This window comes from Fibrobacter sp. (genome assembly GCF_017545445.1).
Classification (GTDB): domain Bacteria; phylum Fibrobacterota; class Fibrobacteria; order Fibrobacterales; family Fibrobacteraceae; genus Fibrobacter.
In genome coordinates this window covers 1-16,492 of record NZ_JAFWOM010000162.1, presented here as the reverse complement: position 1 = coordinate 16,492, position 16,492 = coordinate 1, and the positions used below count along the sequence as shown (strand labels likewise).

Annotated in this window: 9 protein-coding genes; 4 read left to right on the top strand and 5 right to left on the bottom strand. The window is 49.0% G+C overall.

The features are described 5' to 3' along the window. On the bottom strand, nucleotides 1-7,670 hold a 7,670-nt coding region (locus tag IKG78_RS18650), incomplete at its 3' end, for an InlB B-repeat-containing protein (protein WP_290946324.1). 882 nt (nucleotides 7,671-8,552) lie between these two features. On the opposite strand from IKG78_RS18650, the gene IKG78_RS18645 reads away from it, so the two are divergent. Both IKG78_RS18645 and ilvD read left to right on the top strand, forming a co-directional pair. Continuing rightward, entirely contained in the window at nucleotides 8,553-9,041 is a 489-nt protein-coding gene (locus IKG78_RS18645; RefSeq protein WP_290946322.1) for a hypothetical protein, read from the top strand. A 125-nt stretch (nucleotides 9,042-9,166) separates the two neighbouring features. After that, on the top strand, nucleotides 9,167-11,023 hold the full coding sequence (gene ilvD / locus IKG78_RS18640) for a dihydroxy-acid dehydratase (protein WP_290946321.1): 1,857 nt from the start codon (nucleotides 9,167-9,169) through the stop codon (nucleotides 11,021-11,023). A gap of 413 nt (nucleotides 11,024-11,436) precedes the next feature. On the opposite strand, the gene IKG78_RS18635 is transcribed toward ilvD, so the two are convergent. Continuing rightward, on the bottom strand, nucleotides 11,437-11,733 hold the full coding sequence (locus IKG78_RS18635; RefSeq protein WP_290946319.1) for an STAS domain-containing protein: 297 nt from the start codon (nucleotides 11,731-11,733) through the stop codon (nucleotides 11,437-11,439). A 38-nt stretch (nucleotides 11,734-11,771) separates the two neighbouring features. Beyond that, nucleotides 11,772-12,185: an ATP-binding protein gene (locus tag IKG78_RS18630; protein ID WP_290946316.1), complete on the bottom strand. Its 414-nt coding sequence runs from the start codon at nucleotides 12,183-12,185 to the stop codon at nucleotides 11,772-11,774. A 125-nt stretch (nucleotides 12,186-12,310) separates the two neighbouring features. On the opposite strand from IKG78_RS18630, the gene IKG78_RS18625 reads away from it, so the two are divergent. Beyond that, entirely contained in the window at nucleotides 12,311-12,796 is a 486-nt protein-coding gene (locus IKG78_RS18625) for an 8-oxo-dGTP diphosphatase (protein WP_290946313.1), read from the top strand. A 422-nt stretch (nucleotides 12,797-13,218) separates the two neighbouring features. Here the strand turns inward: IKG78_RS18625 and IKG78_RS18620 are convergent, their stop codons facing one another. Further along, nucleotides 13,219-13,734 (bottom strand): LptE family protein, encoded by a 516-nt coding sequence (locus IKG78_RS18620; protein WP_290946311.1) that lies wholly within the window; start codon nucleotides 13,732-13,734, stop codon nucleotides 13,219-13,221. A gap of 96 nt (nucleotides 13,735-13,830) precedes the next feature. Next, on the bottom strand, nucleotides 13,831-15,171 hold the full coding sequence (locus IKG78_RS18615) for a hypothetical protein (RefSeq protein ID WP_290946309.1): 1,341 nt from the start codon (nucleotides 15,169-15,171) through the stop codon (nucleotides 13,831-13,833). A 178-nt stretch (nucleotides 15,172-15,349) separates the two neighbouring features. Between IKG78_RS18615 and serS the strand changes: the two genes are divergently transcribed. Continuing rightward, nucleotides 15,350-16,492: serine--tRNA ligase (gene serS / locus IKG78_RS18610; protein ID WP_290946307.1), on the top strand; the 1,143-nt coding region annotated here is incomplete at its 3' end.

The following is a 16,492-nucleotide window of genomic DNA, read 5'->3' as shown; positions in this document are numbered from 1 at the left end:
TCGGCGATAACAACATTGGAGCCATACAAGGAAACCCAGATACGGTCGGTGGAGTTCGTCCAGCCAAGGGTGATGTTTTTGTAGCTGTAGATGCCGAAATCGCTACCTGTAGCCGTGACGTTGCCGCCACTGATCGTAACATAATTATTACCGACGATGCCTTTTAATCCGCCAGTGACAGTAACATTGCCGCCACTGATAGTGACAGCTTTTTCATAACTGCAAATGCCATATAATACGCCGGTGACAGTAACGTTGCCGCCACTGATCGTTACATTGCCATGACTACTGTAGATGCCGGCACTGTGTGAACCTTTTGCAGAGTCCGCCAAAATTCCGCTTTGACCACTCTGTCCATAAATTGTCAAATTTACAAAGGCATCGATTCCGCGTTCAAATTCGCCCTCAGTCTTAATCTCCAACTTCGCACCGTCCGCAAGAATCAAGTACGCATCATTGCTAAACACAACCGTGTTCGTATAGCTCACCTCGCCCTCAGCCACATACCAGCCACCGGGGAGGCTGATGACTCCGTATTCTTCGGGTTTAATGTCGTTTGTGAGCACGGTGAAATCCGCAACAGACTTTTCAATGCCGTTTTCGTCGATGTAATTGACGCTCCACTTGGCATAGGCTGTCGTGTTCGCCGTAATTGCAGCGGAGAAATCAAATTTCGTGATGCCGTCAGCATTATACCAGCCAAGGAAATTGAATCCGCTGCGAGTCGGGTCGTCGGGCTTTGCAACGTGAGCAACGCCGTTTTCGTCCAAGGTCGCCGGGAGCATTACAGGGGCTTTGCCGTCTTGCAAGTCCAACGTAACCGCGTAGCAAGGCATGAGTTTTTTGCCCTTGATGGCAGAAAGTTGTTCGTCGTTGAGCGTGCCGCTATACACGTTGCCATCTTCGTCCTTGAACGATTTGCCGTCGGCGATGATGACATGTTTTTCGCTGTTATGGAGACTGTAACTGCTCGCCTTAATGCTGTCGGAACTGTTTGTCCAAGAGAGGGTGATATCGCCATCGTAAGCGTAGATGCCGTAACCGATTTCGTTAGTGGCCGTAACGCTGCCGCCATTTATGGTCACACGATTACTGTTGATTCCGCCCCAAGCACCTGTAGCCTTGACGACGACGCCACTGATCATGATATCGCCATCAATGGCGATGCCGGAGCCATCTTCGCCAGCAGTAGTTTCCAAAATTCCACTTTGACCACTCTGCCCGTAAATGGACAAACTTCCAGAGACGAAGACCGCACTACCATTTGCAACATCCACAGTCAACTTCGAATCGTCCACAAGAATCAAGTACGCATCATCGCTAAACTTAACCGTGTTAGAATAGCTCACCTCCCCCTCAACCACGTACCAGCCGCCGGTGAGGCTGCCCACGTCCATATTCTTTGTGAGCACGGTGAAATCAGCAACAGACTTTTCGTTGCCGTTCTCGTCGATATAATTGATGCTCCACTTGGCGTAGGCAGTCGTGTTCGCCGTGATTGCAGCGGAGAAGTCGAATTCCGTGTCGCCGTCTTTGGCGGTAAACCATCCGAGGAAATTGAATCCGCTGCGAGTCGGGTCGTCGGGCTTTGCAACGTGTGCAACGCCGTTTTCGTCCAAGGCTGCCGGGAGCATTACAGGGGCTTTGCCATCTTGCAAGTCCAACGCAACCGCATAGCAAGGCATGAGTTTTTTGTCCTTGATGGCGGAAAGTTGCTCTTTGGTGAGCGTGCCGCGATACACGTTGCCATTTTCGTCCGTGAACGCTTTGCCCTCGGCGATGGTGACATGTTTTTCGCTGCTACCGAGATAGTAACTGCTCGCCTTGACGGCGTCGGTCCTGTTAGTCCAAGAGAGGGAGATATCGCCGTATGCACTGTAAATGCCGTAACGAGAGATACCTGAACCTGTTGCCGTGACGTTGCCGCCGGTAATCGTGACACCTGAATAGCTATAGATGCCGTCAAAATCACCTGTAGCTGTGACGCTGCCACCACTGATTATAACATTATTACCGTAGATGCCGTAACCGATACCTGTAGCCGTGATGTTGCCACCACTGATTATAACATTATTACCGTAGATGCCGCTACCAGGTTCTTCTTGTGCAGTAGCAACCAAAATTCCGCTTTGTCCGCTCTGCCCGTAGATGGCGAGACTATTTTTGGCAAGAATAGCATCAAATCTAGATGAAACTTCCACCGTCATCTTCGCACCGTCTGCAAGAATCAAGTGAGCATCATATCCAAAACAGACCGAACTCGTATAGCTCACCTCGCCCTTTACCACGTACCAACCATCGGGCAGATTGCTCACGTCCATGTTACTTGTGAGCAAGACATAATCCTTGGTGCTCTTTGTCTTGCCATTTTCGTCGATGTATTTGACAAGCGCGTTTTCCTCCCACTTGGCGTAGGCAGTCGTGCTTGCGGTGATGTTTGCAAAGTTGAATTCCGTGTCGCCGTCTGCTGTTGTGTACCAGCCCATAAACGTGTAGCCGTTACGCATTGGTTCGTACGGGGCTGCAACATGGCCGTTTTCGTCAACAGGAATTGCAGCCACCGTAACCTCTTTATCGCCTTGCTTATCAACAAAAGCCACGAATATACCGGTAAACGGGCTAAGAGACTTGTAGTTGATAGCTTTCACTTGCTCATTAGTGAGCGTGCCGCTATACACTTTGCCGTCTTCATCCGTGAACGCCTTGCCCTCAGGAATAATAACATGGGCAGCGTCGCTATTGAAACGGAAGCCGCCATCAACCTTGATGTTATCGGCACTGTTATTCCAAGAGAGGGAGATATTGCCGACATCGCTGTAAATGCCGTAGAATCCACCACTAGTAGCCGTGACGTTGCCGCCAGTAATCGTAACATCGCCATGACTGTTGATGCCGAATCCGTATTCGTTATCAGACGAAACATTGCCACCACTAATCGTGACATTGCCACCAGCAATCGTGATTTCGCCGCCAATGGAAATGCCGTTATTGTATTCGCTAGTGGCCGCCAAAATTCCGCTCCGCCCGCTCTGCCCATAAATAGACAGGTTTTTGTCGGCATGGATTGCATCACCCGATGAAATTTCCACAGTCATTTCCGCACCATCCGCAAGAATCAAGGACGCATCTTCGCCAAACTTGACCGTATTCGTATAGCGAACCTTGCCCTCCACCACGAACCAGCCGCCAGTGAGGCTGCTTACGTCAGTTGTGGAGGTAAGCACGGTGTATTCGCCAGGCTTGCGAACCTTTTCGTTGCCGTCCTCGTCGATGTAAGGAACGCTCCACTTGGCGTAAGCTGTCATGTTCGCTGTGATTGCAGCGGAGAAATCGAATTCCGTGTCGCCGTCTTTGGCGGTAAACCAGCCGAGGAAATTGAATCCGCTACGAGTCGGGTCGTCCGGCTTTGTAACGTGAGCAACGCCGTTTTTGTCGAAGGTCGCCGGGAGCTTTACGGGGTCTTTGCCGTCTTGCAAGTCCAACGCAACCGCATAGCAAGGCGTAAGCGTCTTGCCAGCGATAGCTTGGATTTGATCGTCGTTGAGCGTGCCGGTATAGACGTCGCCTTTTTCGTCTTTAAACGTCTTGTCCTCGGCGATAATAACGTGGTTTTCGTCGTTAAAATAGTAACTGCTCGCTTTGATGCTATCGGTAGCGGCTGTCCAACCGAGAATAATATCCCCATAGCTATAGATGCCATATTTTTCACCTGTAGCCGTAATGCTACCGCCACTGATCGAGACATTACTATAACCGTAGATGCCGTAAAGTATTTCACTAGAAACCGAGACATCGCCGTCACTTATAGAGACGTTGTCTCCAAAGATACCGTAGCGATAAGCAACGATCGTGACGCTACCGCCATTTATCGTGACATTTTTTGTACTGGAAAGGCCTCTTGTTTTTTTACTAGTGGCCGTAATACTACCACCACTGATCACGATATCACCACCTTCACTGTAGATGCCATCACCAGATTCGCTAGTGGCCGTAACACCGCCTCCACTAATCGTGATATTACCACCATAACTATAAACGCCTTGATTGTCTCCTGTAGCCGTAATATCGCCGCCAGTAATCAATACTTCAGAACCGTAGATGCCGTATCTTTTACCAAAAGTCGTGACGTTGCCGCCAACAATTTTGACAGATTCATAACAGTTGATTCCACTACTTCTGTTGCCCTTTGCACTATCAAGCAAAATTCCGCTTTGGTGCATCTGTCCATAAATTGTCAGATCTTTTTCGGGATCGATTCCGTTATTCATATAACCATCTGTTTTAATCTCCATCTTCGCACCATCCGCAAGAATCAAGTACGCATCTTCGCTAAACTTGACCGTATTCGTATAGCTCACCGCGCCCTCAACCACGTACCAGCCACCAGCGAGGCTGATGTATCCGTATTTATCGGGTTTAATGTCGTTTGTGAGCACGGTGTAATTGTAGATAGTCTGTTCTTTGCCGTCCTCATCGATATACTTAACAGGAATCGCAGGTGTAAGCGTCTTCCCTGCGATGGCAGAAAGTTGATTGTCGAGCGTACCGCTATACACGTTAACATCAGCATCCTTGAGATACTTGCCGTTGGGGATAATAACATGGCCAGCATTGCTACCGAGCTTGTAGCTGCTCGCCGTGATGTTGTCGGTGGAGTTCGTCCAAGAGAGGGTGATATTTCCATAACTGTAGATACCATATTTCCCACCTGTAGCAGAAACTTTGCCACCACTTATCGTGATATTTTTATGCCCTTTGATGCCGAAAGATTCGCCTGTAGCCGTGACGTTGCCACCTCTTATCACGATATCTCCACTAGTATTGATGATACCCTTACTGTTTTGGCCTTTTGCAGAGGCTTTCAAAATTCCGCTTTGACCGCTCTGCCCATAAATAGTGAAATTTCTTTCGGCAAAGATTGCCTCACTAGATGTAGCATCCACGTTCATCGTCTTACCATCACCAAGGATAAAGGTGACGGTCTCTGATAGCGAGAGGGCATGGTCGTAAGCGATATCCCGGCCCACAAAGTACCAACCCGCTTTGAGCGTCGATTCCGTGCCGTCGAGGGAGATTGCTTGTGCATTTTTTTCAGTGCCGTTTGCATCGATGTAGGTAATTTCGTATTTCAGTCCGTCGCTACGGATAGCCGCAGAGAGAGTCTTTCCGTCGGTGGCGGAGCCTACGGTGAGCGTGCTTCCGCTGATGTTGCTGCTCTTTTGGCCGTCGAGCAGGTAGGTCAACGCGTAACCCGTTTCCGTAGGTTCTACAACAGTTTCGTCGTGCGAAAGCGTAAGCTCAAGGCCGTCGCGGTAGTAGTTTTCGGGCGTGCCGTCGTTGTCCGCATCGTACTGGAAACCGTTTTCGGGGTCGTCTGCGAGTTTGTCACCAGAAATGTGTTCCGCCACCTTCAAGGTGTATGCTTGCGAAACGTTGGAGACCTCTGCCGATTTCGACATTTTGCCAATAGCGTTGCTCCGGTTGCCTCCATAAAAATAACAGTTGCTAGCGTTGCCGGTCAACTTGCCGATAATAGCCCCCACATCTGCACCATTATTGCTGCTAGAAACGCTTGGATTCATCAAAATCACGTTCTTGATTTCGCCCGATACAGTGCCGAACAGGCCGGCATAATTTAGACTGCCGCTTACCTTGAGACCGCTGACGACATGGCGGTTGCCGTCGTAATTGCCGGCAAACGTTGTTGAATCAGCATAACCAATCGGCTTGAAATTGTCTACGCTGGCGAGGTCTATGTCGGCAGTCTGGAAGAAGGTCTTGCCGCTGCCGCTGTTTCCGGCCTTGACCGCTGCGGCGAGGTGTCGAAGGTCGTCGGCGATGGCGATATCGTAGGCAGGCTTGTTGTCAGTGGTTTCGGTGGCCTTGAAAAGATAGTTGCCAAAAGGAACGCGAAGCTTAGAGGCAAAGGCAGCGTCTTTGAATTTCAATGCGAGGGCTGGCGTAGAAAGCACAATGGGGGCTCCGTCGCCGATGCCGTAGAACGGGTTCGCCGGGATTGTGGTGATGTCGTTGCCGATGTTGACGCGAGTGATTGTAGTGCGGAAATCGCTGTACCACGGAGCTTTGCCGTTCGCATATTCGACCAATGCCCCCGTACCGCCGATGTTGAGCGTCTCGAATGTGCCGTTCTTGTCCTCGTCGGTCATACGCCAAGTCGTGCCGCTGCCGCACGTGCCGCCAATGGTAAGGAGCGTGGCGGAGACGGTGATGTCTTGAGCGCCGACGGTGAGGGTGGCTGAACGGAGGCCTTCAGCGATGGAAGGCGAAACCGCACCAGAGGCGTTGAAAGTTTTGATGACGCGGTTCAGGTCGTCTGCAGCGAGGGAAAGGGTGATTTTTGTGCCGGTCTTGTAGTATTTGGAGACACCGACTGTGGCATAAGGGTCACTGCTGATGCTCAGAGCATTGGGCACGCTGATAGAATGAACTTCGTAGGTCGTGGCTGCGATTGTGGCGTTACCGCTCGGCATCTTGAATGTCGCAGACCTTTTGTCGGCAGCGATGGAGCTCGTTACACCCGTGATTTCGTCAATCATGTGAGTAGCGTTGGCGACAGCGAGAGTGTAGGTTACGCCGGTCTTGTAGTATTTTATGCTGCCGATTGTGATGTATTCCTTGCTGATTGTGAGGTTCGTGGGGACGCTCACGGTATGCACTTCGGATGTCGTAGCCACAAGGGTAAGGTCGGAAGTCGGCATTGTGAATGTCGCAGACTTTTTGTCGGCTGCGATTGCGTAATCTGCGATGCCGGTGATACCATCGATGATTTCGTTAGTTTTGGTAGCGGTAATGGTAATTTTGTCGCCAGACTTGTAATAGCTGTCGCCATCGTACGTAAAGAGGGGTTCAGAAATGCTGACGTTGTCTGAGAGTGCTACGACGTGAGCTTCTTCGAGCGTTGCCGAAGGCGTGATTGCTTGGCTTGGCATCGCGAAGGAGAAACTGCGTTTGTCCGAGGCGATTGTTGCAGTGTTTTCCGTACCGTTCGTCGCGGTGATTACTTGAACTGCACTTGTGGGAGCGATAGTTATTGTGGTGGCCGGGTGGAAGTAGGTCGTACCGTCAACGACAAAGCCGTCGGTGTTAGAGATTGCAAGACCTTCAGCAGGCGTTACCGAGTAGTAAGGCTTGTCGGTAAGTTCTACGACGATGGTAGAAAACTCAGTGTTCGGCAACAGCGCAACGCTGGCTGATGATTGCGTAGAGACATGCGTGACTGAAGTTATTTCCTCACCATCTGACTTCTTGAATGTTACTTTCCTGATTTTGTAGGAATTATTGTTCTTGTTGTTGATTGTAATCGTGAATTCAGCGTCACTGTGCGTTACTCTGAAGGTGTTGTTGACACTTCCCTTATAGACATCTCGGAAGCAAGCAAACTTAATGGAGAAATATTCCTCTGTAATTGATGCACTTTCGTTTCCCTTCAAAAGCACATTATCCACTCTATTATCGGATGAAAAATTATTACTTATTTCCCCAGTATTTGAAGTGATTGTACCGGTGTACCTTAACACATTTTCCTTCCAAGACATGGTATATGTGTAGGTCACGTCTGTCGCCCATGACGCGACCGCCATGAACAGGATAAAGATGAACGCAAGCCCCAAGCGGACCGAACGGAAAGGAAAATTCGAATTAGAGGTCATTTTTTTACACCAAAATTGAATGATTCTAGAATTTCGGGCGCTAATTTAGAAACATGTAAAAAAAAATGCAATAGCACTTTTGGGTAATGAACAGATGTTCAGGTATTAGTACTTTCGGGTGAAGCACAAATGTGCAAGGGGGCGACGGAGCCGCAGTAAACAGTGGTTAGTGATTAGTGGTTAGGGAAATACGAGAGGGAAAGTGGATATGAGGTATGGGGTCGCCCGCAAAGCGGGCTTTGGGGCATGAGCAATCGCTATGGGTTCAGTATCTGTGAGAAGGAAAGCGTAAGCTGGCCCCGGCCCTTCGGCAGGCTCAGGGACCTTAGGCTGGGGTGACAAAGCGAAAAGAGCCGTGTAAGCAAGGGGAGCCGTCATGCCGGCCTTTCACTGGATTCTATCGGGTTCTACGAACCCTCCAGAATGACAGCATTTGGCATGAATTCTATCGCATTCTGTCACCCTGGAGGGAATCCGCAGGATAACCGATAGGGCCTACGCATTACAAGACTTCACTGGATCCTGCTCCTTCGAACCTAACTCAACTAAGACAACAAGTTGCCAAGTTTCGTATATCGGCTTTGCCTCAGGATGACGGCATCGCACTCGCATTGTCACGCCACCCACGTGTCATGCCGGACATGTTCCGGCATCAGCTTACACATCACTTATCACAGATACAATACTGGCCCCGGAATAAACGTGATTACAAGAAATAATGGATCCCCTACGCTTCGCTTCGAGGATGACTGGACGGGGTGACAGCATCGGCGGCGAACCCTCGCCCCTTAGCGTTCGTCGTCACTCAAAAACTCAGAAGATCTTGACATCAGAGGATATTCCGATGGCGATGCCGCATTAATCGCAATCTCAACTTTGTTAATGGGTTTTACTGAAGCCTGTGTCAAAGAAGAATACAAAGGTTCAAGTAATTGTACAGCAAAACTGACAGACCTTTTAACGAGCATTTCAACAGATATGGAGGAAGATGGAACATGGGACGAGTCCCCCGAAAAAGGTTCTTACCTTCATGGATTAATGAAGGAAACTGTAACATATGGTAATTTGAATCAAAAACTTTCTAAAATTCGCGAAAACATCAAACACTGGTACGCAACTGATTCAGTTCCCAATTTTGAAAAACACTTTATCAATTTTTTTGAAAAAGCAACGGGTCTTGGCCATTGCGATTCCACAATCGCTGATTCTATCAGAATAATCAATCTAAAACCAGAAACCATACAAAAACTTCCTGAAAAAGAGCAAACGATATCTTATAAATGTGTACAAGGATTTGATCAAATTTTAAAAAACGATGAAATGGTTATAGACTCAACTACAGGTCGGTGGTATTGGACTTTAAAAGAATAATAACTCATAGCCAATTTTTATAGCACATCCCTCTATATCGCAATAATAATTCCTCTAACTTTTTTTTTAAATTTTGACCATATATTAGTCCATCCACGTGGGTGGACTGCATCATGAGGATTATTATGCCGAAACTTCGTTCGCTCAAGACTATGGAAGGCCGCGAGATGGCCGGTGCACGTGCCCTTTGGCACGCAACAGGAACCAAGGTAGAAGACTTTGGTAAGCCAGTGATTTGCGTCGTGAACAGCTACACTCAGTTTGTTCCGGGACACGTTCATCTCAAGGACTTGGGCCAAGTTGTCGCCCGCGCTATCGAAGCCGCCGGCGGTGTCGCGAAGGAAATGAACACCATCGCCGTCGATGACGGTATCGCCATGGGCCACGACGGCATGCTTTACAGCCTCCCGAGCCGCGACCTCATCGCCGACTCTACTGAATACATGGCAAACGCCCACCGCGCCGATGCCCTCGTTTGCATCTCTAACTGCGACAAGGTGACTCCGGGTATGCTCATGGCAGCTATGCGCCTCAACATTCCAGCAATCTTCGTTTCTGGCGGTCCGATGGAAGCTGGCCACGTCACGACGAAGGACGGCAAGGACCGCGCTCTCGACTTGATTGACGCCATGATCGATTCCGCCGACAACACCATCAGCGACGAAGAAGTGGCCGCCATCGAAGCTAACGCTTGCCCGACTTGCGGTTCTTGCTCCGGCATGTTCACAGCAAACTCCATGAACTCCTTGACCGAAGCTCTCGGCCTTAGCTTGCCTGGCAACGGCACCATCGTTGCAACGCACGCCGAACGTAAGAAGCTCTTCGAAGCTGCCGGTAAGCGCATCGTGGAACTCTGCCACCAGTATTACGATTTGAACGACGAAAGCATCCTCCCGCGCAGCATCGCCACGAAGGACGCCTTCGAAAACGCCATGCGCCTTGACATCGCCATGGGCGGTTCCTCCAACACCGTGCTCCACTTGCTCGCCGTCGCTCAGGAAGCAGGCGTTGACTTCACCATGAAGGACATCGACCGTCTCTCCCGCAACACGCCGTGCATCTGCAAGGTTGCCCCGACCGTCCACAACATCCATGTGGAAAACGTGAACCGTGCTGGTGGCATCATGGGAATCCTCGGTGAACTCGACCGCATGGGCCTCATCCACAAGAATGCAAAGACCGTTCATGCCGCCACCATGGGCGAAGCTCTCGAAGTGAACGACCTCAAGCGAAACCCGAGCGAAGAAGCCAAGCAGCGCTATCTCGCAGGTCCGGGCCGCAAGTACAATATTGAAGCCTTCTCGCAGAACTTCATGTACCCGGATCACGACCTCGACCGTGCAAACGGAGCAATCCGCGATGGCGAACACGCTTACACCAAGGACGGCGGCCTCGCTGTTCTGTACGGTAACCTCGCTGTCGATGGTTGCATCGTGAAGACCGCAGGTGTCGATGAATCCATCTGGAAGTTCACCGGCCCGGCAATCGTGTTCGAAAGCCAGGAAGAAGCTGTCGAAGGCATCCTCGGCAACAAGGTGAAGGCCGGCGACGTGGTCGTCATCCGCTACGAAGGCCCGAAGGGCGGCCCCGGCATGCAGGAAATGCTCTACCCGACCTCTTACCTCAAGAGCCGTCACCTCGGCAAGTCCTGCGCCCTCCTTACCGACGGTCGTTTCTCCGGCGGTACGAGCGGTCTCTCCATCGGCCACGCTTCTCCGGAAGCCGCCAACAAGGGTAACATCGGCCTCGTGCACACGGGCGACGTTATCGAAATCGATATTCCGAACCGCACCATCAATGTGGAACTCACCGACGCCGAACTCGACGCCCGCCGCAAGGAAATGGAATCCCGTGGTAATAAAGCATGGCGTCCTGAACACAGAGACAGACAGGTTTCCAAAGCACTTCAAGCATATGCAGCAATGGCATCAAGTGCTGATAAAGGTGCTGTCAGAGACCTGTCTCTGATTGGCATTAAGTAAGCCATGCGTTAATGTTCTTTCAGTGAGCTGGAGTCGCCGATATTAATCGGCGATGGAAGCGAGAGGCGGCGAGGTATCGCAATGTATATTGCAGTCGAGCCGCCGGTCGTCACAGGAAACCTGAAACCCGCGACCGCGTGGTGTCCAAGGCTCTGCAGGCATACGCTGCGATGGCCTCCAGCGCGGACAAAGGTGCAGTCAGAGATCTGTCTCTGATTGGCGTTAAATAAGTAACTGGATTCTTCGACTACGGGCGATGTCCTCCGCTCAGGATGACAAAGTCCGGTCATGCTTCGACTGCACTCAGCACAGGCGCCGAGGATGACATCTTTCGCAATTTCTACTGCGATACTCTATACAAAAAACGGCGCCCGCAGGTGCCGTTTTTTCATCCATACAAATTCTAAACCAAACTACACGACCGTCAGAATATCTGAGAATCCCGTCACCTCAAAAATCTCTTTGATTTCATCGCAAACATTCTTGATAAACATCTTACCTTGTTTGTTCATAACCTTTTGTGCAGAAAGCAGCACGCGCAGCCCTGCAGAAGATATATAAACAAGCTTACCAAAGTCAAATTGCAATTCTGCAACTCCATCTAGTTTGCCTTGAATTTCCGATTCCAACAGAGGGGCGGTCATCGTATCCAAGCGCCCCTCCAAGGCAATCGACATATTCGAGCCATCAGTTTTCTTTTCAATTTTCATATCAGCCTCATTTGTTTTGTTTTTAAATTTTTAATAAATTATGCAAGTTTTTTTACGACAGTCAAAATATTCTTCTGGCCATCGCGCTTGTATTCAACTCCATCCATTATCTTCTTCACAAGAAAAATACCTAGCCCGCCAATCTCGCGATCTTCAGCCGAGAGCGTCACATCCGGATCGGTTTTCTTCAGCGGATCATACTCCACGCCCTCGTCAATAAACGTGAGCTTTGCCGTCAACACATCCGCATTCACATTCAAAATCAGCTTCATATTCGCCGACCCCGAATAGCGTACAACATTGCTAAACAGTTCATCAATCGCAACGCCAATCTGCATGATGGCCTTAGGCGAAGGATTGAGCGGCTCCAAAGAACTTTCTACAAACTCCGTAAGAGTCCGCACATTTTCAAACTTTGAATCTACGACGATTTCTTTAACCCAATTCTGCATAGTACTAGTCCAAAATTTCGTAATTCATACAATAATTATACATTTATACAACGAATTTAGGTCAATTATTTTTTGGAACACCCCCTAAAAATTCCCATTTGCAAACAATTCTATATTTGGGAAGTATGATAAACACGACTCTCTGCTACATCGAACAGGACGGCAAGTATCTGCTTCTCCACCGCATCAAGAAAAAGAACGACATCAACAAGGACAAGTGGATTGGCATCGGCGGCAAGTTCGAAGAATGGGAATCGCCCGAAGACTGCATTCACCGCGAAGCTCTTGAAGAAACAGGCCTCACGTTAATTCGTCCCAAGTACCGAGGCATCGTCACCTTCATCAGCGACGGCATGGACCAAACCGAGTTCATGCACCTTTTTACCGCAACCGAATTTACAGGTTCGCTCAAGGACTGTGACGAAGGCGAACTGGAATGGGTAGATAAACAGAAAGTAAAGGAACTCCCCCACTGGGACGGCGACCTAATCTTTTTGGCCCTCCTCGAACGCGGCGAACCGTTCTTTTCGTTAAAGCTAACCTACAAAGGAAGCACGCTCACCGAAGCCTTGCTCAACGAAAATCGGGTAACTTTGAACCAGTTTTTGTAAAAATCTGAATTATCCGTATTTTTTACGTAAAAAAATTGAACGAGGGCTTAACAAATCACAAAAAAATAAGCATATTTATAGTACTCCAAACCAACCCCAGACTCGGTAATGTCAGTGTTCACACCACGTTACCGAGTCGCTTTTTTTTGGGGTAGTTGCTAGTCTTTGGTCAATGTGGAAACCGTCATCCAGACGACTGTAAGGAGGATGGATCCAGTAAAATCTTGTAATGCGTAAGCCTAAATTGACTGGATCATTCGACTACGCTACGCTTCGCTCAGAATGACACTGTTTACTTTTAACCTTCACTGGATCCTTCGGTTTCACCTCAGGATGACACCAACCCCTCATTTATAAAAGCGTCGCGAAGCGACTACCATTTAGCCAGGGCAGCCCTCATTTATAAAAGCGTCGCGAAGCGACTACCATTTAGCCAGGGCGTTCGATACAATGAGGTCTTGGAGTTTTTCGACAGCACGCGTCTGCCCATGGCGGTCCTCGGTCTCGTTCGCTTGTACATCATAGACCCCATCCGCTGAAAGCGACTTGTTCTCGTAAATGATTCGTTCTTTTACGTTATCATAAAACTTTACGGATACGCGAATCGTCACGCGGTAAGTTTCGACATCGCTGTTGCTATTATAGTTTTCAGGTTTATTAGAATAACTTAACAACGTAATTTCAAAATCGGCATTGGCTTCGTCATTCACGAGACGGACACCGCCCGCATTTCGCTTGAACATATCGACAACAGCTGTGTGAATGTTATTTGCAAGCACCGGGTCAAGCGTTTTGTCTTCAACTTCATGAATCTGAACCGTCTTGATGTGGCTCGGAAGCGTCGATGCCGTAAAGCTGTAACACCCACACAAAAAAGTTGCGAACAAGCCAATCGCAACAAAGCAAAGCAAACGAGAAAATCTTTTACCCAAAAGCATATTGTAAATTTATAAAAAGTCTCTCTAAACGACAAAGCCAGCCCCGAAGGACTGGCGTTTTTTCAGTATTCAGCAAAATCAATTTGTAAAAACAAGCTACCACCCTATCTTAGGCTCATGACACGTTCCCGTACGGCCTATAGATTGAAGCACAAAATTTCCTGAAGCTTCTTTCCCGCTGTAGCTGCTAGAAAATTTAATCCTGATAGACCGTAGTTGAGAAAGCACTTTAGACTGCTCAACCTGGACACCCCAACCAGACTCCTGTTTGAATTTCCTCCAATGGATATCTAAATAAACCATAGTTGAAGATCTACCAACAGCCGTCTTGTAGTTGTTATATTCAGTTACAACAGCTTCATCATTCTCGTGAAGCACAATCGAAAAACTTAAATCTGACTTGTAAACGATGCAAATTCCTCCCCATGCAGAAACATCCGCCCCGCCAGACTTAGAATCAGCTAAAAGATCGAATCCAAAACCATACGCAGGATAATAAATGTCGTCTTCATAATCAGCCCCAAGTTTGATTATCGCTTCAATTCCGCCTTTGGCTTTAATCAAAGGTCCAAACGAGCCATCATGCTCGTCGGGACCCAAACCATCGGGAAACACAAAACTAGAAGTCCCACTGAACTTTTCATGATCATCAAACTTATACCAATCGCTAATAAATTTTTCATAGATCCATTCTCCAGAAGAGTCTTTAAAACCAGAAACAACTTCAACTTTTCCCAAAGAATCAGTCAAGCCACACCACATATCCCCACAATCATACCCACTGCTGGACATACGGTAGGACCAAGGCAAAGAGGACGAAGAACTTTGCACTGTAGGTATTACATAGCCTGACGAATAGAGCCCTATTGTATAGTTCGACGAACTCGATTTAACAGACGAGCTTGCTTGATTAGCTACAGAACTACTAGACCTAACCGTTGCAGAACTACTAGATTTCGACTCATCCTTCTTAGAAGAACTGCTCGATACAGATTTATTCTCTTCCGTTTTATTTGTCCCGGAGTTTACGGAACTGCTTGACGTAGATTCACCATGTTCTATCGAGTTTTCAACACCATAATGAGACCACTTGCCATTGTTGCACACAAACGCTTCACGAGTATTTTGCGCATAAACTTTTGAGTTTTCTCGGTTTTTCGTACAATTCGGGAAATCTTCCTCCGAGCTGTATATTTCTCCAACATTTTTCCATTTGGCATCAAGGCAAACATAAGAGGCATCGTCTTCTTCGACAAAACCCACAACCCCATCGCGGTTCGCCGTACAATTAGGCAAATCATCAACGGTCGCATAAGATGCTACATCATCAGACTTTTTACCGGACACGGCATTGCTACTATCATCACCGCAAGCGGCAAGCCAAACAGCAAATGCAACACCACTTAGAACCGGCAAGACTTTGCCAAATTTTTTCATTTTTGTCTCCCTGCAATTGTTTCGTTAAATATACATTTATTCCGTCATAAGACTCTCGCCTCGGGCCTTTCTCTTCGTTCAAGTTACAATAGCATACAATTCTCACGTCTCTCGCTGCACGCATTTGTTGTCTAATTACTATCTTTGAACTGAAAAATTTTCCAACCGAGGCAATCAAATGCTTGATATTAAAAAGATCCGCGAAAATCCGGAATATTATATTGCTGAAACCGAAAAGAAATATACGACCGTAAGCCTTCGTGACGTGCTCGCCGTCGATAACGAACGCCGTCCGCTCCTCACCGAAGTCGAACGCCTCAAGAGCGAACGCAACGCCCAGTCCAAGCGCATCGGCGAACTCAAGAAGAAAGGCGAAAACGCTGACGAAGCCCAGGCCGCCACACGCGAACTCGGCAACAAGATTGACGAACTCGACAAGAAGCTCAAGGAACTTGACTACAAGCAAACCGAAATGCTCATGCACGTTCCGAACATCGCTCCGCGTTCTCCGGAAGGCAAGGACAGTTCGGACAACGTTGTCGAAAAGGACGGCCCGATTCCGTTCGACTTCTACACCAAGAACGACGACTTCGCCCGCGTCGATCACAAGACGCTCGGCGAACGCCTTGGCATTTTTGACTTTGAACGCGGTGCCAAGATTTCTGGCAGCGGCTTCCCGGTCTATCGCGGTCTCGGCTCCCGCCTCGAACGTGCCCTCATCCAGTTCTTCCTCGACGAACACCAGAAGGCCGGCTTCGAAGAATTCACTCCGCCGTACCTCGTTACCCGCAACACCATGCGCGGCACGGGTCAGCTCCCGAAGTTCGAAGAAGACATGTACCGTTGCGACAAGGACGACGACCTGTTCCTCATCCCGACTGCAGAAGTTCCGCTCACGAACCTCTACGCCGGTGAAGTGATTCCAGAATCTGAACTCCCGAAGCGCATCTGCGCCTACTCCGCTTGCTTCCGCCGTGAAGCTGGCAGCTACGGCAAGGACACCCGCGGTCTTCTCCGCTTACACCAGTTCAACAAGGTGGAAATGGTCTACTTCGCCCATCCGGAACACAGCTACGAAGACCACGAGGAACTCACCCGCTTCGGTGAAATGCTCCTCGAAAAGCTCGGCCTTCCCTACCACCGCCTCGCACTCTGCAAGGGCGACCTCGGTTTCGGTGCCGCCAAGTGCTACGACCTCGAAGTCTACGCTCCGGTCGAAAAGAAGTGGCTCGAAGTCAGCTCCTGCTCTAACTTCGAAGACTACCAGGCTCGCCGCGCCAACATCAAGACCAAGATCGGCGGCAAGAACGTCTATGTTCAC